We start from the raw sequence: 17,284 nt of genomic DNA on the forward strand, positions 1-17,284 counted from the left end.
TGGCTCCGGCAATCTAAACGCACCCATCATGCATTGGAAAAATCAGCATCGGGAAACGGTCCGGCCGAGCCGCTTACAGAACAGGTACATGGCGACCATCGTTAAGACGCCTTCCGGCACGTGGAAGGCAGTCATCCGCAAGATCGGTTGGCCGACTACGGCCAAGACTTTCCGCACCAAACGTGACGCCGAGGACTGGGCGCGCCGGACCGAAGATGAAATGGTTCGGGGCGTCTAGTCGTCAGGAGCCGATTAAGGCCCACTGACGACCATGACAAAGTCGACTAGCTAACACCTCGTGGATTCGTTCTGAGCCGATTTAATCGCTATGAGACATGTTCAAACGTTACATCCACGTCGGAGAGCAATTTCTTGCCGATGAGAGCAAGACGGAATTCGAAACAAGCGCGGCAACGGTCAATTCGAGCCCGCTTATCGCAAAGCTTGAGAAGGCCCTCGATGCAAACCATGATGGCAAGGTGACTGCACAAGAATTGAAACATGCGCAAGAAGTAGATTGGTCGTTGAAAGCGCTTTCCCACCTCATCGTGCGTTGTGAAAGTGAATGGGGCGGAGGCTTGGGAAAATGGGAGGAGTTATCGCCATTAATGAAGAAGCTACTGTGGTTGTGGAAGGCCGAAATCGAGCGCATCGGGAAGCTTCAATGGTGGGAGGCGGTTGCTGCGAAAAAAGTGGACGGATTTCCTGATGATCCAAATCCGTGGCATTTTCATCCGATTGGGATTATCGGTAACTTCTGCGGTCTGAGCGGGATTGGTATTACTCTAGAAGAAGCCAGGGTGCGTGCGTTTTTACGAATGCTTCGAGTCGGCGAAGGCACCGAGGGGCCAGAAGGATATGAGAGGCTATATGGCGGACAGTCTTTCATCAAAGATTATCATCGAGATTTTAGCGACCATCCGAAGATATTTGTCACGCGAGAACATAACGGAAAGAGCATAACCTCGTCGGCTGCAGGCGCATATCAGATCATGGGATATAACTGGTTCCCGGAAGAGGGGCAAACCTACAGAAGATTGGCAAAGGTCAAAGATTTCTCGCCAATTTCTCAAGATAGGTATATTGTTGCGATCATGAAATACAAACGAAATTGTCTCGATGATGTGAAAAATGCTGACTTGGAACGAGCGATTTTCACGCATCATGCCAATAATGAGTGGGCCAGTCTGCCAGGCGATCAGTATGGTCAAGGTGGCGTCAACATGAAATCAGTGAAGGAGCATTTTGAAAAATATGTGGCGGACGAGCTCGCGGGAAATAGTGATCTTGCAGTTCCTGTTGGTGGTCTTGATGATTTGATTAAATAAAAAGCGAACAATGAAGAGTGATATTTTACTGAAATTTGCCATTGTGGTTACAGCAATGAGCCATGCCTTGTGCTGGGGGCAGGATATCGATTTCGCAAATCATCCTTCCGCTCTTTATCGAGGTTCTCTGCATATACCAAAGTACTACAAAAAAACCGATTCCGGCTGGCGAGATGATGATGGCAAGCTAGTGGAGCCTCCTGTAATAAATTTCGCGGGAAAATATCACATCGGGGTCCATAGTTGTGGCATGGAGTGTCGTTATTACACTTTATCAGATCTTTCAACGGGAAAGGATTTAAACTCCCTGGATATGTTTTCGTCAAATGGCAAGGCGCCTAACAAAATTCAGGATGGTAGATCATATATCACCGAATTGCTAAGCAAGGCAGACAGCAAGATGCTTGTCGCGAAATACTATATCGACGCATCGAACGGAAAGCCTGCGGAGTGCCGGGAGCGTAAATTCATTCTCGACGATAATCTTAAGATGGTCGCCATCCCCAATTCATTCTCTTCTTGCAAAACAGAAAATTAGGATAATTTTTTTGTCAAGACGAAATATCATGATAAATTTAATCCGCCTTCACGATGACACTGACCACAAAGGCAAGGTGATTACGGCCTCTTCGACAATGTCTTTTGACGGCCGCTACGTCGCACGAAAAGGCGACTATGTGTCGTGCCCTCAGCATCCTGAAGTATCACCCAACGTCATCGAAGAGGGCGACGCATCGATGATGGATGACGGCCTTCCAATCGCGCGTCACGGCCATCGCGCCACATGTGGCTGTCACCTGATATCGAGTCTCGTATGATCGGATCAAGACACTGTATTTGCTCGCACGCATGTGGCTGGCACCGACCCTTCAGCAACGGAAAAGTTCGCCGTGAAGTTGCCCCTGATCATCCTGTCGTGCGTGGTGATGTTGATGCTCTCGGATGGAGCGCGGGCCCAAGCCGCCGATGGCACGGATCCGGATGCGCCCATCGTGGCGAAATTCCATCACATCCGGCCGTACGAAATCACGGATGACACTCCCATCGCTGTTGGCTTGGAAACGGGTGATCCCGGAATTGGCGGCATGATGATCGGCATCGTGTCGCTCAACGTCTATGACCGTTTTGGCAACGTTGCCATTCCGAAGGGAAGCAAGCTGATCGGACAAACGATCAGGCAGGTGAACGACCGCCGTGAGGTTCAGTGGAGCGGCTTGCAGCTGCCTGGCACAGCTACTTTGCAGTTTGATCCGCCGCTTGAGGGGTTGTATGCCGGATGGTTCGGCCGGTATCACTGTCTCAGCTCTTCGACAGCCTGGCTCTAGTGTCGCAGCCCTCGTGACAAAGGCTTTCATCGTTCCGCACTGAACGGATACGTGAAGTCCCTTTCATTTCTTGGCTAACAGGCGTGTTTGATGGTTAATGGACCGCTGGCAAGCGATAGGCTATTTCTAACTCGCCACACCGAGGCCCAAAATTGACCATCCCGACCATTGAGAGTCAGGACTTGACGATAGCTGGCGTTCTGCAAAGCTTTTACGTTGTTCCCGACTAGCGTCGCATGGTCATGGACCTCGGCCGGTACGGCAAGCAGGTCAAAACTCGATTCAATTTGATCATGTCCTATTTGTCGACATGGACTTACATGGATTGATGGAGAATCGAAATGCCTACATGGTGCCTACAAGACACTATAAACAGCCGAGCTCTCTGCTGGCGGGTTTTTGTAACGCTATGATAGTTTTGGGTTTTATGCGTGAGCAAGTATTGAGACGCTAGGACGTCGAGTCCTGATGCGATACGGCGAGGTCCTTCAGGGTCGCGAGCCGGTACCGCGTATTCCTGACCGGGCGCTCGCCGTTTTGCACGCGGGCGCTCGCCCGCCCGCACAACCCGTCACTGCAAATTCCCCCACCGATCGACCGCCGGCTCCGCCGACGCCCACTTCCAGTGCGTGCCTTGCTGGCACGCATTCGCGAAATACCAGTCGGCCTTGTCGCCGTCCTTCACCGAGAACGCGAATTCCTTGCACATCGCGAGCGCCGACGAATACGCGCGCGTGACGCGCACTTCGCCTTCGCCATTCTCGAGCGGAATCGTGTTCTTCACCTTCCACGGCTTCACGTCGCCGACCGCACTGCTGCCGACCACCCGCGCGATCGCGTCCTGCTGGTTCTGATGGAGCTGCTTCATCGTGCGATTGACGGCCTCGTCGGTCGCCGCCTGCACGGCGATGCCGACCCCGACGCCGACGGCCGGGTTCGCGGTGACGAGGCCCGTCGCCGCGCCGGCCAGTGCACCGCTCGCCGCGCCGACCGATCCGCAGCCCGACAGCGCGATCGTCGCCGCGCACAGCGCGCCGAGCGACGCGACCCGGATCGCGACGCTCATTGCAGCGCGCCCCAGCGTTCGGTCGCGGGCTCTGCGGACGCCCACTTCCAGGTCGGCCCGTCGCGGCAGATCGTGGCGACGTAGAACGCCGACTGCGCGGCCTTGTCGGGCTTCGCCGGCGTATCGACCGCGAACACGATCTCCTTGCAGTCGAGCGGGCCGACGCTGATCATCCGGCTGACCGTCACGCGGCCCTGTTCGTCGTCCTCGATCGGAAACGAATGGTGCGTCGACCACGGCGCGACGCCGCCGACCTCGAGCGGGCCGGCCGCCTTCGCGATCTGTTCCTGCGTATAGCGGTGCGCGACGCGCTGCGTGTACTGGACGCCGGCACGCGCGCCGGCGACGGCGCCGAGGCCGATGCCCGTCGCGACAGCGGCGTTGTTGGTGACCTTGGACGCGATTGCCGCGCCCGCGATGCCGGCGCCGGCCGTCGCGCCTTCGCTGTACAGCGAGTTGCAGCCGGACAGCAGTGCAGCCGTGGCGGCCGCGGCCAGCACGATGCGCGCCGGCATGGCCCGACGCGGCGATTCGAAACGAATGTTCATCCCTGAGTGCAAGTCCTGTCTGGGTGAGCGGCGACCCGCCCCATGCCGCGTCATTGTTTCGCAATTGTCATAGGAAAACTGCAAAGCTTTGACAAATCGGCGGCGGAAACGGACACCGCCGGTACGCGCGCGGGCGCGCGACGTCATTTTCGAACAGACGGCCGACGAGGGGTCGAAACGTTACAAATTGAAGGGTCTTGTTACCGCGACACGCGAAGAAGCGCCCTAAACTATTTCGTTATGACAGGTTTCAACGACGGCTCCGAGCCGCGCCGCATATGAGACACCCCGTCATGCGCCGTTCGAAACGGCCTGCGCACCGGCCCGCCGACGAGGGCGCCGATCGTTCGCGCCCAACGACCGATGCGCCATCCGCACCGCCTGCCGGCACGCCTGGCGAGACGCCGTCCGACGGCGATCACAACCAGGGCGGTGCCCGCCCGGAAGGGCTCGACTATCAGCGCGACCTCGGCCAGGAGCAGGACGCTTGACCCTGTCGCCGCTGCATTCCGCTGTCGCATTTCATTGCATCTCTCACGTCTGAATCGCCGCGCGGCCGCCTGCGGGCCGCCGCGCCCGCCGTGGCGCGCGCCGCGTGTCATCCAATCGAATCGAGGAGGGAAAGCCGCATGAGCAGATTGATCGTGGTATCGAACCGTGTCGCCGCCGGCGAGGACACGCGCCCGAGCGCGGGCGGCCTCGCAGTCGGCGTGATGGACGCGCTGAAGGAAACCGGCGGCGTGTGGTTCGGCTGGAACGGCGAGATCGTCGGCGCGCCCGACGCCGCGCCCGCGATCCAGCGCGACGGCAACGTCACCTACGCGACGCTCGGGCTGACCCGGCGCGACTACGATCAGTACTACCGCGGCTTCTCGAACGCGACGCTGTGGCCGGTGTTTCACTACCGCGGCGATCTCGCGCGCTTCGACCGGCAGGAGTACGCCGGCTACCTGCGCGTGAACGCGATGCTCGCGAAGCAGCTCGCCGCACTGCTGCGACCCGACGACCTGATCTGGGTGCACGACTATCATCTGCTGCCGTTCGCGCACTGCCTGCGCGAACTCGGCGTGAAGAATCCGATCGGCTTCTTCCTGCACATTCCGTTTCCGTCGCCCGACATGCTGCGCCTCGTGCCGCCGCACGAAGAGCTCGTGAAGTTCATGTGCGCGTACGACGTCGCGGGCTTCCAGACCGACGCCGACAAGCAGGCGTTTACCGACTACATCGAGCGGCGCGGCATCGGCGCGGCGAGCGACGACGGGATGCTGCATGCGCACGGTCGCGTCGTGAAGGTGGCCGCCTATCCGATCGGCGTGCATCCGGACGCGATCGCGCAGGCGGCCGTCCAGTACGGCTCGCGCAAGCCCGTGAAGATGCTGCGCGACGCGCTCGACGGCCGCAAGCTCGTGATGAGCGTCGACCGCCTCGACTATTCGAAGGGGCTCGTCGAGCGCTTCCAGTCGTTCGAGCGGATGCTGACGAACGCGCCGGGCTGGCAAGGGCGCGTATCGCTCGTGCAGATCGCGCCGCCGACGCGCTCCGACGTGCAGACCTACCAGCACATCCGCGAAACGCTCGAGGGCGAGGCCGGCCGCATCAACGGGCGCTTCTCGCAGCTCGACTGGACGCCGATCCAGTACCTGAACCGCAAGTACGAGCGCAACCTGCTGATGGCGTTCTTCCGGATGTCGCAGGTCGGCTACGTGACGCCGCTGCGCGACGGGATGAATCTGGTCGCGAAGGAATACGTCGCGTCGCAGGATCCGGCCGATCCGGGCGTGCTCGTGCTGTCGGAGTTCGCGGGCGCGGCGGCCGAGCTGACCGGCGCGCTGCTCGTCAATCCGTACGACCTGTCGCAGATGGCCGACGCGCTCGAACGCGCGCTGTCGATGCCGCTCGCGGAGCGGCAGGCGCGTCACGAGGAAAACCTCGCGCGGCTGCGGGCGAACGACCTGTCGGTGTGGCGCGACACGTTCGTCGCCGACTTGCGCAGCGTCGCGGCGGCCGCCTCGGTCACGCAGCGCGCGGGCCGGCGGGTCGCGCATGCGTGAGTTCGCGCAGCCGGCCGGCGCGACGGAAGAGGGCGTCGCCGACGATGCGATCGAACGCTTCTTCGTCGTGACGGGCGGCCCCGGCTCCGGCAAGAGCACGCTGCTCGATGCGCTCGAACGCGCCGGCTTCGCGCGCTCGCACGAGGCCGGGCGCGGCGTGATCCGCGACCAGATGACCGTCGACGGCCACGCGCTGCCGTGGCGCGATCCGGCCGCATTCGCCGAACTGATGCTGAGCTGGGAGATGCGCTCGCACCATCTGGCGCGGCATGCGCGCGGCCCGGTGTTCTTCGACCGCGGCATGCCGGACGTGATCGGCTACCTGCGACTGACCGGCCTCGCGGTGCCCGCGCATGCGGAAGCGGCGGCGCGGCATTTTCGTTATCACCGGCGCGTGTTCATCGCGCCGCCGTGGCGCGACATCTACGCGCAGGACACCGAGCGCCGGCAGGATTTCGCGGAGGCGGTGCGCACCTACGACGCGATGGTCGAGTGCTACACGTCGTACGGTTACCGGCTGATCGAACTGCCGCGCGCGAGCGTGAAGGCGCGCGTGCGCTTCGTGCTGGACACGCTCGACGCGGCGTGAGCGCCGCGCGGCGGCATCAGGTCGACGCGTCCGGCTGCGGCGACGCGATGCGCAGCATGCTGACGACGGCCGCTGCCGCGGCGAACGCGGTCGCGACATAGAGCGCGATCGTCGGCCCGCGATCGGGCGCGAGCCCGAAGATCAGCGCGACGAGTGCGGCGCCGAGCGTCTGGCCCGTCAGCCGCGCGGTGCTCAGCATGCCGCCCGCTCCACCGCTGCGTGAACGCGGTGCCGACGACAGCATCGCGCGGTTGTTCGGCGACTGGAACAGCCCGAAGCCCGCGCCGCACAGCGCCATCCGCCAGACGATGTCGACGGTGCCCGGATGCGCGCCGATCGTCGCGAGCGACAGCAGGCCGGCCGCGAACAGCGCGAGCCCGATGCCGCCGAGGATGCCGGCCGAGTAGCGGTCCGACAGCACGCCCGCGAGCGGCGCGGCGAACACGATCACGAGCGGCCACGGCGTCATGTACAGGCCCGTCTCGACCTGCGAGAAGCCGAGCGAATTCTGCAGCCAGAACGGCAGCGCGACGAACGCGAGCATCTGCGACGTAAACGACGCGATGGACGTGCAGATCGACAGCGCGAACATCGGGATGCGCATCAGGTCGACGGGCAGCAGCGGCGCCGGCTGCGTCAACTGGCGCTTCACGAAGAAATAGCCGACCACGAACGCGACGGCCAGTTCGGCTGCGACGTACGTGTGGCTTTCGCCGTGACCGAGCCCGTCGACGGCCATGATCAGCAGGCCGAACACGCATGCGTTCATCAGCGCGCTCGCGAAGTCGTAAGGCGCGTCGTGCAGCGGGTTGGCGGGCAGCGCGCGCACGCTGCCGAGCACCGCGGCGATGCCGATCGGCACGTTGACCGCGAACAGCCAAGGCCACGACGCGAACGACAGGATCGCGGACGCGACCGTCGGCCCGATCGCCGACGACAGCGCGACCACCATCGCATTGATCGACAGCCCGCGCCCGAGCATCGACGACGGATAGATCATCCGCACCAGCGCCGCGTTGACGCTCATGATGCCGGCCGCGCCGAAGCCCTGGATCACGCGCATCACCGCGAGCATCGGCAGCGAGCCGGCGAGCGCGCAACCGAGCGACGCGGCGGTGAACAGCGCGAGACCGGCGATATAGATGCGGCGATAGCCGATGCGTTCGCCGAGCGACGCGAGCGGCAGCAAGGTGATCGTGACCGCGAGCTGATAGGCGTTGACGATCCAGATCGATGCGGCGTCGGATGCGTGCAGGTCGCGTGCGATGGTCGGCAGCGCGACGTTCGCGATGGCGCCGTCGAGCACGGCGAGCGTGATGCCCAGGGCGACGCAGACGATCGCCCAGTAGCGTTGCGGAATCGGCAGGCCGGTATCGGCGTTCATGACGGGAGCGATTGCAGGGTTGTGCACGCATCCGGCGGCCGGTTGCATGCGCAACCATGACGCCGGGCGGACGCGGCGGTGAGCGGTCCGGCCGATGCAAGCGCGCCGGATCGGGATCGGCCGAGTGTATCACCGGCCCGCATCGGACGACGTGGACGTACCGCGCCGCCGGGCCGCCGGCCGGCGCGCATGCTCAGCCTTCGAAGTCGAGGCCGCCGAGCCGCACGAGCGGGTCGGCCTGCGTGCGCGACGCGAGGTCGATGTCGCGCGCGCCCTGCCAGGCGCCGAGCTTCTTCGGAAGTGCGGCCAGATAGTGCTCGAAACGCTGCGGGCCGCCGGGTTCCATCAGGCGTTCGATTTCGTCGGTGTCCCAGGTCAGCTCGAGGTTCAGCGGATGCGTGAAGCCGCTGACGTGTTCGTGCGGCGCGCTGCGGATCTGAACCCGCGTCGGATGCCCGTGGCCGCCATACGGCACGACGTCGGCCTGGACGTGATCGGAGAAGAAGGCGGCGATCGCCCGCGCGATGCGCGGCGCGAATTCGGTATCGAAACGGCGGGCGGTTTCGGGCTGCATGACGGTGTCTCCTTTGTGCGGAAAATCGTAGCACGGCGTTGCCGCGTTTCGGCAGGCATTGCACCGGTAATCGCGCGTTACCACTTGCTGCATCTATTACGGCGACTTGCGGCCACAATGCATCGCATCCCGTACCACTTCGCGTGGGAGTCCAATCATGAAAAAAATTGCCGCAGTCTGTGTTCTCGCCGGTTCGCTCGTCGTGGCGGGCCCGGCTTCCGCGCACGGCCGCGACGGCGGTGCCGTGATCGGCGCGCTGATCGGCGGCGCCGTGCTGGGTGCGATCGTCACGTCCGCGCTGAATCCGCCGGTTGCGTATCAGGCACCCGTGTATCAGGCGCCGGCCTATCAGCCGCCGACGTATTACCAGGCGCCGGCGTATCAGCAACCGGCGTATCCGACCTATCAGCAGGCGCAGTACCAGGACGACGGCTCGCGCTATTGCTATGACCGCTATCAACGCGCGTACGTGTGCGGCGCACCGGTGTCGAGTGGTTACGGTTATGCGCAGCCGGCCGGCTGGTAAGCGGAGGGACGCGTGAGTCGATACGGTGTCGGAGGGCGGTGGAGCCGTCATGAGGCCCGGTGGTTTCGTCGGGCCGCCGATGTATCCGTGGGTTGACGTTTGCGCGTGATTGCGGAGTCACTATTCGCTTGAGACGGCGTCGGCAGCAGCGATTGATTCTCGACTGGCATCGGTAGGACGTCCGGTGCGATAACGACAAAAGGCCCTCGCAGTCGTGCGAGGGCCTTTGCTTTTGCGCCGATGTCCCGGCATACGACCGTTTCGCGCGCGACACCGGTGATCAACGACGAGCGCGCGCGGATACAAACGGTTGCAATTGCGTCAGTGGCGATGGCCGCCGTCGCCGTGGCCGCGTCCGCCGCCGCCGTTGTTCCAGTCGTCGCGGCGTCCGCCGCGCCAGCCGCCGTGGTCGCCGCGATCGCGGTCCCAGCGACGGTAGTCGCGGTGTCCGCGGTCCCAGTCGCGTCCGCCGCCACCGCCCCAGATATTGACCGTGCCGTAGACGGGAGAAGGCCCGTACGCGTAGCCGGGATCGGAATAGTAGGGCTGGCCGTAGCCATAACCGGGGTCCGGGCCGACGACGCAGCCGGCCAGCAGGGTGGCGACGCCGGCGGCAGCAATGAGCTTCAGCATGATGTTCTCCGTTGTTTCGTTATAAGTACCGCGCGACGCGGTTGCCGGCTGTTTGGAATTGTGTCTTGAAATTACAGCGCCGTAAGGTCTCGCGACGAAAGTGTTAGCATCCGGGGCTCATTTGTTTTTCAGGAGCACATCGATGAAATTCGCGATCCGGGCCGCGCTGGCCGCTTTCTGCGTGACGACTGCCGCGTGTGCGGCGGGGCCGGCGTCGGCGCCTGCCGTGCCGGCCGAATCGATCAAGATGTTTCCGCAGCCGACGGCTGGCCAGCAGCGCGTCGTGATCGCGCTGCCCGCGCTCGAGAACGAAGGCGACGCGCGTGTCGAACTGATGATCGGCAAGACGCTGCAGACCGACTGCAACCAGCAGTGGTTCGGCGGAGAACTGACTGCCGAGGATGTGAAGGGCTGGGGCTATACGTACTATCGGCTGGCCGACGTGAAGGGGCCGGCGTCGACGCTGATGGCGTGTCCGGGGCAGGCGCCGCAGCAGCGGTTCGTGCAGGTGCGTGGTGGTGAACAACTGCTGCGTTATAACAGCCGTTTGCCGCTGGTTGTTTATGTGCCGGAGGGGTTTGAAGTGCGGTATCGCGTTTGGAATGCGTCGAAGGAAGTGCGGGAGGGGGGGAGGCAGTAAGGAAGCGCGAGGCCGCGTGGGCCACGTGGCCCGCGCGAACGCTCACGCATGCGTCAAGATATTCGTATGGTGGACGAACATCCGACGCGTTGTTGACGTACCTGTTATTGATCGGGCGCGACCTGTAGCTCTGCCTTGTATGCCAAAGGGCTCAATGCAAGTTGTGCCGTCAAATCACCTTTCAATACATAGGCCTGCGCAGTTTGTGCGTTTTTATCGAACTGATACAGCCGGTACAGCACGTAAGTTCCGGGATTTTTGACGCTGAATGCGAGTTCGTTCGGTGAGATATAGAAGGCGGTACGAGCATCGCCTTGAGTCGTTTTGACCTCAATGTAACGATCGCGCCCGTCCGGAAGAAACGAGTGGATATCGTATCCTGCACCGTCGCCCTCTGTAACGGAAACGTGTGTGACACGTTCGGCTAGGTCTCTTCGATCGGCTGCGATCAGTGTGTTTTTCTCATGTTCGAGCACGAGCAGTTCGCCTTGCAAGCCTAGCGCGCGATTCCGAGCGTCTTGAGCAGAGTAGTCGGGCGACTTTCGATGACGAAAATCATCAGATGACACGCCTTGTCGAGCAGTCTTCGGCAAAGGTGGGGCGGAAAATGATATCCCGGCGGAGGGCTGAGTGGTGGGCTCGACCAGCGAAGGTGAAGGTACGGTTGTCGGCGACAAGCCAATCCGATCCATAGTGTCGTGCGGTACTGGCCATTGAAGCAATTGCCACTGGAAGTGTACGGGCTTTTCTCGCGATGAGTCGTGCGTCAGATAGCCGATCGTTCCGAGGTAGCAGTACGGGGCCCGACTTTTCGTGCGTAGAAACAAATAGATATTGTTGATCTGCTCGTCATGACCAATCAGTTCTTGGATGACGTCGTCCGTGAGGCGTTGCGCAGGCTGAGATTGCCAGCTCAGAACACCGTCTTCCGTGATCGACTCGTCGAAAACGTGATCGCCTTGCTCTTGGCCGAACGTGACAAAAAAGACCCAATCACCTTGGCGCGCCGGAACCCGCACCATGCCCTGTAGTCCCCACGTGCCGGCTTGAGGGGTAAATTTCGTATTGGGTGAAAAGATTGCGTGAACGTCTTGGCGCGTGTAGTCGTTCCAGAGAGTGAGACTTGGCATAGAGGGATAAGCTGTGCTTTAAAAGGGACATGGCAGCAGTTATCTCAATAATACCGGTCCACATTTCTCTACGCATCTTAAGGACGCGTACTAAGCATGACTGGGGGCCGGGATCGCGGCGCAAACAGCACCAAACAGGACGGCGCCGCGGCGGTTAGCGAGGGGAAAGCATTAGCGAAGGGGAAAAAGCATGGCTGGTCCCCGACAGAATTCATATCTCTCCACCACAAGGCCGACTCCGGCGGAGATTCGTCGGATATACCAACAAAAATACCAACAGGTATCTAGAGGTAGACGCCGTCGATGGGAGTGGATGCGGTAAGTAACCGCTGTTGTGTCGCCGGGAGAAAAATCTTTGGAGATTTGGAGACAAGCACTCGTTTCGCCTTGTCAGCCCTGTCTGGTAAGGCGGAGGCTATCTCCAAGTCTATCTCCAAAACACACATTTTTTTGGAGACAACGTTGGAGATAGGCGGTGCTTGCAGGCAGCGCTTGCCGGGGCGTCTCGATGCTCCGTCTGGAACACTGCGCGCAAAATCTTGCCCGGCCCGCCGCCCTCCCGGCGAGCTTGCTAGGCACGCTGAGCCGGATGTGTGTGCCTCCCGACGTAGAGGCTAACGATCGTGTTGACAGCGCCGGTTCGCGCAAGTCATACTCCAACGCGTTCTTTACGCGAATATAGCTAGAACGATTTGCTTAGCTTAGTCGGGCGTTTAGCCAGACTCATTTTCATTGCTTGGTTTTATTCCGCAGCTAACGGCTGCGGCCCTCCAGGCGCTGCCTTACGGTCCACAGCCGTTATCTGCGGCCGGTTCAGGTAAAGAACACAATTTCTATGCTGTCAGATCCTCGGCCCGCGATCCTATCCAACGTCGAGATTGCGACCAGCAGGGTCGAGTTTTGTGACAGCCCCATCGTGCTGCTCTGCGGGGGGCCGGTCGCTCAGAAGGAGCGAGCCGACGACCCTGTTCCCGACATCAAGTCAATGCGCGATGCGATCACCCGCTCGCATGACGCAGATTACGAAATCTTCCGCCCTGAAGAAATTACTTCTTGGCAAGCCGATGGTGTTTTCCAAAATCTGATGGACTTCGAGTCCGACTTGGGAAGCATTTGCTCCCTTGTCGTCATTATTTTGGAAAGTGCGGGGTCGTTGGTTGAATTGGGGGCGTTTTCTCAGCTGGGTGAGTTTCGAGAGAAAATGATCGCCATTACCTCCACGCAGTTTGGTGACGCTGATTCGTTTATTAATCTTGGAATATTGCGATTTATTCGCGAAATTGATAACTCACGGGTCAAAAGTTATCCGTGGATCATTGAAAGGCCTCGTGATATTGCGGCTGATGTTGTTGGTGACGTCATTGCCGATGTCAGGGAAGAGCTGGACAAGCTGGACAAGAGTCAAACATTTAAGACTAACTCTCGCTCTCATGTGATTGTATTGATATGTGAGATCATAAAGCTGTTTAGTGCTTTAAAAGAGGGTGAGATATTAGAATATATTTCGGGTCTTGGTGTCGTTTTGACGAAGAAGGAGTTGAGAAGCCGATTGTTCTTGCTTGAGCGCTTCCGGCTGATCAGAAAGGTCGCGTATAGTGATTCTCAGTTCTATATTCGAACTGGGGAGTCGTATCATAAGCTCAGATTCTCGTGGAAGAAACCTCATGCTCATGACTATCTCAGGCTGAAGGCTCAATGTCTTGAGTTCTACAACGAGGATCTGAAGCAAAAACATCGGCAGCGGGTCATTGCGCAAGCCTTGTCGTCGGGAGCAAGCGCGTGACTATAAATCTTCGAGAGTCGTTGCAGGAATCGCTAGGATTGAGTGAGGCACAGCTCAATCGCTTGATTGTTCGTTCTCCGCATACCTACAAGGTTTACACCATTCCTAAGAGAACGGGCGGAAAACGGACGATCGCGCAGCCGGCGAAAGAGACGAAATTTATTCAAAACTGGCTAATAGAAAATATTTTTAATAGCCTTCCTGTCCATTCGTGTGCTAGTGCGTATCAACCCGGTTCTAGTATTAAGAGAAATGCCGATGCGCATAAGGCGCAGCGCTATTTGACGAAATTTGATTTTAAGAATTTTTTCACTTCAATCAAGTCAGATGATTTGATTGAGCACATGCGTGTGCATTTGAGCGAAGTGCTTGATCTTGATGCGATTCATGATATTGCTAGAGTGTCGTGTATCCAACTAAAGGTTGGCGAGAAATTGTGCCTCAGTATTGGGGCGCCTAGTTCGCCATTGCTGTCAAATTCGATAATGTTCGAATTTGATTCTCTAGTGAATGAATGGTGTTCTAGGGAGGGGGTCGTTTACACTCGATACGCCGACGATATGACTTTCTCGACGAATGAGAGAAATAAATCGGCGGTAATTGAAAAATTTATCCGGGGTGTTGCGAGGGATGTTGAGTATCCTTCGCTTCGATTTAATAATAAGAAAACAATCTCGCTTTCGACTAAGCATAGTCGTCGGGTAACGGGAATTGTTATTAATAACCAAGGCCAGCTCTCGCTAGGGCGCGATAGGAAGCGAGAGATAAGTGCGCTTGTGCACAAATTTACATTGTCCGAGCTTCCGCAGGCCGAGGTCTATCGATTGCAGGGCTTGCTAGGCTTCGCTTGCGATGTCGAGCCGGATTTTTTGATGCGGATGAAGCGAAAATACTCGGACGAGTTGATTTGTACGATATTGGAGATTCGGAAGAAATCCGACGCTTAATTGACGTCGCTTTTCTTGTGTTGTCCGTTTGAATGAATTCGTTGCATCGTGGATCGCGCTGCGCCTCGAAAAGTGTCTTTGCCTCATCGGACTTAGGTTGCATCGCGAACCCGCATAATCGTCTGACGACTCGTTTCATACTGTTTGGCAAGTGCGGCCACAGACGCGCCTTCGCCGAGTAAGTGCCGCACTTCGATTTGTTGTTCCTTCGTTAGCGCAGTCGGTCGACCCATAGTCTTCCCTTCTGCTCTTGCCCGCGCGATCCCGGATTGGGTGCGCTCGATCAACAGGTCGCGTTCAAATTCAGCGACGGCGTTCAATACCTGCATCGTCATGCGGCCGGCAGCGCTGGTCAGATCGACCCCTCCGAGTGCGAGACAGTGAATCCGAATGCCTCGTTCTGCCAGCATCTCGACGGTCGCGCGAACATCCATTGCGTTACGGCCGAGGCGATCGAGTTTCGTCACGATCAGAACGTCACCTTCCTCCATCTTAAGTAACAGCTCGGAAAACCCCGGTCGCTGGTGCGCGCTTACGCTTCCAGAAATGCTTTCCGTAACGACGCGGCGCTTGTCGACCGAAAAGCCTGCCGCCTCGATCTCGCGAAGTTGGTTGGCCGCAGTCTGATCAGTCGTACTTACTCGGGCGTATGCGAAGGTTCGGGACATGCTGCTCTCTGTGTACGAAATGGATGTCCGAATGATAGCCTATGTCCGAAAGTTGCGTAAGCTTATTTTCGGACATGGCTTCGCGATAGTGTCCGAAAGGGTTCGATTTCGGACACGCTGCTGGGCTTGAGGTCGATCGCCTCTCGATTGCTCGGGAGTTTTCTCGCCCATGTAACACTTAGCTCCAGTCGAGGATGTTTTCGCCAAATCGCGTGATCAAGCGCCGATGAATGCGCCTGCTACCATATCAACAATGGTCCCGGAGACAGAGCCGATGCCCCATGTTTGCTATTGGTCGGTGTGTTTTGTTCACCTGCAAAAAGATGATCCGAAGTTCTTCGGATTCGCAGAGTATCTTGCCGCCGTCGCACTCATGGCTTTGGCGTGGACGATTGCTGACTCACGATACAAATTCCGCGTTGCCACCGCACCCGTACCGCTTGAGACGGTCACGTTCGCAGTGGTCGGCGGCGTTGGGCTATTGACGTTACTGACCGACTGGTGGCGCGCTGAACAATGGCTCGTTCCGATGGGAAGAGTGATCAGTCCGGCCGGCTGGCAGGCCTTACTTGGGTTTCTTTTTCTCACGAATTTCGTGGTCTGGGTGTACTTTGCTTTTATCAAGCCACCGGTCTACTGTCGGTTGAACGCTTTCCGCTTTACTCGCGAGCTGTATCGCATCGTTCTTCGTGGCTCGCCAGAGCAACTTGCCGTAATTGCCGACGAACTCGCACGCTCTGCACGCGCGCTGATTCGCCATTCATGGCAAAGGGGGGAAGACTTGCTCGCCAAAGAGATGTCGCCCCAGGAGGGTAAGAAGCCAAGTCGCCGCTTTCTGGTCCGTCAGTGCGCATACGAAGCGCTCCTCTTGATCGCAGATAAGAAATTTTGCCGTGAGGCCGTTATTTCGGCTCCAGTCGTTGCCCTCGCGCTGTTTTCCGAGCTGCGTGATCAGAAGCGCTACTACGTGCCGCTTGGCACGTTCGCAAGAAATTTCACGGCGGCTGCAATCGAAAACAAGGACTCTTTTGCATATCACGAGATTGAGGGCTACTACACGGGCATGATTGGCTATACCAAGCCCATCTCAAGCGCACTGTATGGGCAGTATGCCGTTGTTCACACGTTGGATGTTGCGTTCGATATCCCCTTCGAGGAACAGAGGCGATGGGATGCGTCGCAATGGGAAGCATACTGTCGTCTGCTTCTAGTCACGGCACGTGATTACTTTGAGTGCGGTAACTTTTCCGAATATCCACCAGTGCTCGGCCGTGCGTTCGACGACATCGAACACTCAGTGATGAGTCTCGGTCAGCTCGATGGTGTTTCGGCGGCGGCCTGGGACCATGACGATGTCAGAAAGCTCAATGTTGCGGTCGACTTTGTGCTTGAGTTCATCAAGCTTATGGACGGCCACGTTGACCATCGGCATGTGACGCTGAGGCGCGGCAAAGGCGACTACCGGAAGGATGTATGTGACTTGGTCGCGGACCTGATGTTCGAGTTAGTAGTCTGCGCATCGCAGATCCAAAGGCCTCGCGACCTGAGCTGGTCTGTGCAGCATAACGCTGTGTGGAGTAGATTTTTTGAAAGTCTGTATCCGAAAGGCACCGCCGCCGACATCATCGGCTTCAAACTGAGACGTCAGCTTCTTGAAGAAGTGACCCGGATGGATAAGTTCGCGAACTACAAGAGCACACGTGTGTTGGGAATGCTGCTCAATGTTTTGGGATTGAAGTTGCATCGCTCCGAGCGCAACAAGGGTGTGCAAGCTTTGCACAGGGCGGTCCTCCGGTGGACGGTCAAGAACTACGTCCGTCTTGCGGATGAATCCCCGCACGTAATGGAAACAGTGCTATTCGCCGGGTTGACCTACGACCCGGAAGGGCCGAGCCTTATCTACACCCATGAACGTTTTTTAGATCGCGTAGTTGTGCCGGTTGTGCTTCAGTTGGATCGAGTAGCACAAGGCGCGGAGGTGGTGAAGTAAGTCGTGAGAAAATGTTGGTCGTCGAGCCTAGCAGGCTGTTGAAATTGGATACGGTGTAAACGGGCCCTGAGGGCAGTGCGTTAGAGATATCGTGTTCATGAT

At 58.8% G+C, this 17,284-nt stretch carries 18 protein-coding genes and 2 pseudogenes; 13 read left to right on the forward strand and 7 right to left on the reverse strand.

The annotated features are described in order from the left end of the window. Nucleotides 1–88: 88 nt before the first annotated feature. The 5 genes and pseudogenes from BST28156_RS33100 to BST28156_RS33120 all read left to right on the forward strand — a co-directional run. Nucleotides 89–235: pseudogene (locus BST28156_RS33100) on the forward strand (site-specific integrase); the annotation flags it as partial. Between the two features lie 97 nt (nucleotides 236–332). Further along, nucleotides 333–1,328: pseudogene (locus tag BST28156_RS35235) on the forward strand (glycoside hydrolase family 24 protein); the annotation flags it as partial. A gap of 10 nt (nucleotides 1,329–1,338) precedes the next feature. Beyond that, a complete protein-coding gene (locus BST28156_RS33110) occupies nucleotides 1,339–1,866 on the forward strand; it encodes a hypothetical protein (RefSeq protein WP_230847181.1) in 528 nt (175 codons plus the stop codon). A 28-nt stretch (nucleotides 1,867–1,894) separates the two neighbouring features. Next, a complete protein-coding gene (locus tag BST28156_RS33115) occupies nucleotides 1,895–2,146 on the forward strand; it encodes a PAAR domain-containing protein (protein ID WP_012492761.1) in 252 nt (83 codons plus the stop codon). A gap of 72 nt (nucleotides 2,147–2,218) precedes the next feature. After that, on the forward strand, nucleotides 2,219–2,653 hold the full coding sequence (locus BST28156_RS33120) for a TraB/TrbI/VirB10 family type IV secretion system protein (RefSeq protein WP_052288951.1): 435 nt from the start codon (nucleotides 2,219–2,221) through the stop codon (nucleotides 2,651–2,653). 571 nt (nucleotides 2,654–3,224) lie between these two features. Here BST28156_RS33120 and BST28156_RS33125 read toward each other — a convergent pair. Both BST28156_RS33125 and BST28156_RS33130 read right to left on the reverse strand, forming a co-directional pair. Next, nucleotides 3,225–3,719, reverse strand: a complete 495-nt coding sequence (locus BST28156_RS33125) for a hypothetical protein (RefSeq protein WP_060240914.1) — start codon at nucleotides 3,717–3,719, stop codon at nucleotides 3,225–3,227. Next, entirely contained in the window at nucleotides 3,716–4,267 is a 552-nt protein-coding gene (locus BST28156_RS33130) for a hypothetical protein (RefSeq protein ID WP_040127931.1), read from the reverse strand. Before BST28156_RS33130 ends, BST28156_RS33125 begins: the two co-directional genes overlap by 4 nt. Before the next feature lie 293 nt (nucleotides 4,268–4,560). On the opposite strand from BST28156_RS33130, the gene BST28156_RS33135 reads away from it, so the two are divergent. The 3 genes from BST28156_RS33135 (at nucleotide 4,561) to BST28156_RS33145 (ending at nucleotide 6,907) form a co-directional block, all read left to right on the forward strand. Continuing rightward, on the forward strand, nucleotides 4,561–4,758 hold the full coding sequence (locus BST28156_RS33135) for a hypothetical protein (protein WP_174904437.1): 198 nt from the start codon (nucleotides 4,561–4,563) through the stop codon (nucleotides 4,756–4,758). A gap of 138 nt (nucleotides 4,759–4,896) precedes the next feature. Beyond that, the gene (gene otsA / locus BST28156_RS33140) at nucleotides 4,897–6,318 is read left to right on the forward strand and encodes an alpha,alpha-trehalose-phosphate synthase (UDP-forming) (protein ID WP_174904438.1); all 1,422 of its coding nucleotides are present in this window, start codon (nucleotides 4,897–4,899) and stop codon (nucleotides 6,316–6,318) included. Next, on the forward strand, nucleotides 6,311–6,907 hold the full coding sequence (locus tag BST28156_RS33145; protein WP_009688766.1) for an AAA family ATPase: 597 nt from the start codon (nucleotides 6,311–6,313) through the stop codon (nucleotides 6,905–6,907). The genes otsA and BST28156_RS33145 overlap by 8 nt, the downstream gene beginning before the upstream one ends. A 16-nt stretch (nucleotides 6,908–6,923) precedes the next feature. Here the strand turns inward: BST28156_RS33145 and BST28156_RS33150 are convergent, their stop codons facing one another. Then, a complete protein-coding gene (locus tag BST28156_RS33150; protein WP_060240910.1) occupies nucleotides 6,924–8,291 on the reverse strand; it encodes an MFS transporter in 1,368 nt (455 codons plus the stop codon). Nucleotides 8,292–8,484: 193 nt separating this feature from the next. Further along, complete coding sequence (locus tag BST28156_RS33155; RefSeq protein WP_060240909.1) at nucleotides 8,485–8,865, reverse strand: DUF5594 family protein; 381 nt, start codon at nucleotides 8,863–8,865, stop codon at nucleotides 8,485–8,487. Between the two features lie 157 nt (nucleotides 8,866–9,022). Here BST28156_RS33155 and BST28156_RS33160 point away from each other — a divergent pair, with 157 nt between their 5' ends. Further along, nucleotides 9,023–9,391, forward strand: coding sequence for a hypothetical protein (locus BST28156_RS33160; protein ID WP_060240908.1), 369 nt, complete (start codon nucleotides 9,023–9,025; stop codon nucleotides 9,389–9,391). Nucleotides 9,392–9,712: 321 nt separating this feature from the next. Here the strand turns inward: BST28156_RS33160 and BST28156_RS33165 are convergent, their stop codons facing one another. Further along, nucleotides 9,713–10,024, reverse strand: a complete 312-nt coding sequence (locus BST28156_RS33165) for a hypothetical protein (protein ID WP_060240907.1) — start codon at nucleotides 10,022–10,024, stop codon at nucleotides 9,713–9,715. A 142-nt stretch (nucleotides 10,025–10,166) separates the two neighbouring features. Here BST28156_RS33165 and eco point away from each other — a divergent pair, with 142 nt between their 5' ends. Then, nucleotides 10,167–10,664, forward strand: coding sequence for a serine protease inhibitor ecotin (gene eco, locus BST28156_RS33170; RefSeq protein ID WP_174904439.1), 498 nt, complete (start codon nucleotides 10,167–10,169; stop codon nucleotides 10,662–10,664). A 104-nt stretch (nucleotides 10,665–10,768) separates the two neighbouring features. Here eco and BST28156_RS33175 read toward each other — a convergent pair whose 3' ends face one another. Then, nucleotides 10,769–11,794 carry a DUF3427 domain-containing protein gene (locus BST28156_RS33175; protein ID WP_174904440.1) on the reverse strand — a complete coding sequence of 342 codons (1,026 nt, stop codon included), beginning with the start codon at nucleotides 11,792–11,794 and terminating at the stop codon, nucleotides 10,769–10,771. An 835-nt stretch (nucleotides 11,795–12,629) separates the two neighbouring features. Here BST28156_RS33175 and BST28156_RS33180 point away from each other — a divergent pair. Then, complete coding sequence (locus BST28156_RS33180) at nucleotides 12,630–13,577, forward strand: retron St85 family effector protein (protein ID WP_174904441.1); 948 nt, start codon at nucleotides 12,630–12,632, stop codon at nucleotides 13,575–13,577. Further along, nucleotides 13,574–14,524 carry a retron St85 family RNA-directed DNA polymerase gene (locus BST28156_RS33185; protein WP_302478091.1) on the forward strand — a complete coding sequence of 317 codons (951 nt, stop codon included), beginning with the start codon at nucleotides 13,574–13,576 and terminating at the stop codon, nucleotides 14,522–14,524. The genes BST28156_RS33180 and BST28156_RS33185 overlap by 4 nt, the downstream gene beginning before the upstream one ends. A gap of 92 nt (nucleotides 14,525–14,616) precedes the next feature. On the opposite strand, the gene BST28156_RS33190 is transcribed toward BST28156_RS33185, so the two are convergent. Further along, nucleotides 14,617–15,192: a recombinase family protein gene (locus BST28156_RS33190; protein WP_174904443.1), complete on the reverse strand. Its 576-nt coding sequence runs from the start codon at nucleotides 15,190–15,192 to the stop codon at nucleotides 14,617–14,619. Nucleotides 15,193–15,466: 274 nt separating this feature from the next. Between BST28156_RS33190 and BST28156_RS33195 the strand changes: the two genes are divergently transcribed. Further along, the gene (locus BST28156_RS33195) at nucleotides 15,467–17,182 is read left to right on the forward strand and encodes a hypothetical protein (protein WP_174904444.1); all 1,716 of its coding nucleotides are present in this window, start codon (nucleotides 15,467–15,469) and stop codon (nucleotides 17,180–17,182) included. The last annotated feature ends 102 nt before the right edge of the window (nucleotides 17,183–17,284 follow it).

It is taken from the genome of Burkholderia pseudomultivorans (assembly GCF_902499075.1).
Classification (GTDB): domain Bacteria; phylum Pseudomonadota; class Gammaproteobacteria; order Burkholderiales; family Burkholderiaceae; genus Burkholderia; species Burkholderia pseudomultivorans.

What these genes read in the sequence shown, in the direction of transcription:
- BST28156_RS33110 (WP_230847181.1), top strand. Translation starts at nt 1,339, where the DNA reads ATGAAGAGTGATATTTTACTGAAATTTGCCATTGTGGTTACAGCAATG.
- BST28156_RS33115 (WP_012492761.1), top strand. Translation starts at nt 1,895, where the DNA reads ATGATAAATTTAATCCGCCTTCACGATGACACTGACCACAAAGGCAAG.
- BST28156_RS33125 (WP_060240914.1), bottom strand. Translation starts at nt 3,719, where the DNA reads ATGAGCGTCGCGATCCGGGTCGCGTCGCTCGGCGCGCTGTGCGCGGCG.
- BST28156_RS33130 (WP_040127931.1), bottom strand. Translation starts at nt 4,267, where the DNA reads ATGAACATTCGTTTCGAATCGCCGCGTCGGGCCATGCCGGCGCGCATC.
- BST28156_RS33135 (WP_174904437.1), top strand. Translation starts at nt 4,561, where the DNA reads ATGCGCCGTTCGAAACGGCCTGCGCACCGGCCCGCCGACGAGGGCGCC.
- otsA (WP_174904438.1), top strand. Translation starts at nt 4,897, where the DNA reads ATGAGCAGATTGATCGTGGTATCGAACCGTGTCGCCGCCGGCGAGGAC.
- BST28156_RS33145 (WP_009688766.1), top strand. Translation starts at nt 6,311, where the DNA reads ATGCGTGAGTTCGCGCAGCCGGCCGGCGCGACGGAAGAGGGCGTCGCC.
- BST28156_RS33150 (WP_060240910.1), bottom strand. Translation starts at nt 8,291, where the DNA reads ATGAACGCCGATACCGGCCTGCCGATTCCGCAACGCTACTGGGCGATC.
- BST28156_RS33155 (WP_060240909.1), bottom strand. Translation starts at nt 8,865, where the DNA reads ATGCAGCCCGAAACCGCCCGCCGTTTCGATACCGAATTCGCGCCGCGC.
- BST28156_RS33160 (WP_060240908.1), top strand. Translation starts at nt 9,023, where the DNA reads ATGAAAAAAATTGCCGCAGTCTGTGTTCTCGCCGGTTCGCTCGTCGTG.
- BST28156_RS33165 (WP_060240907.1), bottom strand. Translation starts at nt 10,024, where the DNA reads ATGCTGAAGCTCATTGCTGCCGCCGGCGTCGCCACCCTGCTGGCCGGC.
- eco (WP_174904439.1), top strand. Translation starts at nt 10,167, where the DNA reads ATGAAATTCGCGATCCGGGCCGCGCTGGCCGCTTTCTGCGTGACGACT.
- BST28156_RS33175 (WP_174904440.1), bottom strand. Translation starts at nt 11,794, where the DNA reads ATGCCAAGTCTCACTCTCTGGAACGACTACACGCGCCAAGACGTTCAC.
- BST28156_RS33180 (WP_174904441.1), top strand. Translation starts at nt 12,630, where the DNA reads ATGCTGTCAGATCCTCGGCCCGCGATCCTATCCAACGTCGAGATTGCG.
- BST28156_RS33190 (WP_174904443.1), bottom strand. Translation starts at nt 15,192, where the DNA reads ATGTCCCGAACCTTCGCATACGCCCGAGTAAGTACGACTGATCAGACT.
- BST28156_RS33195 (WP_174904444.1), top strand. Translation starts at nt 15,467, where the DNA reads ATGCCCCATGTTTGCTATTGGTCGGTGTGTTTTGTTCACCTGCAAAAA.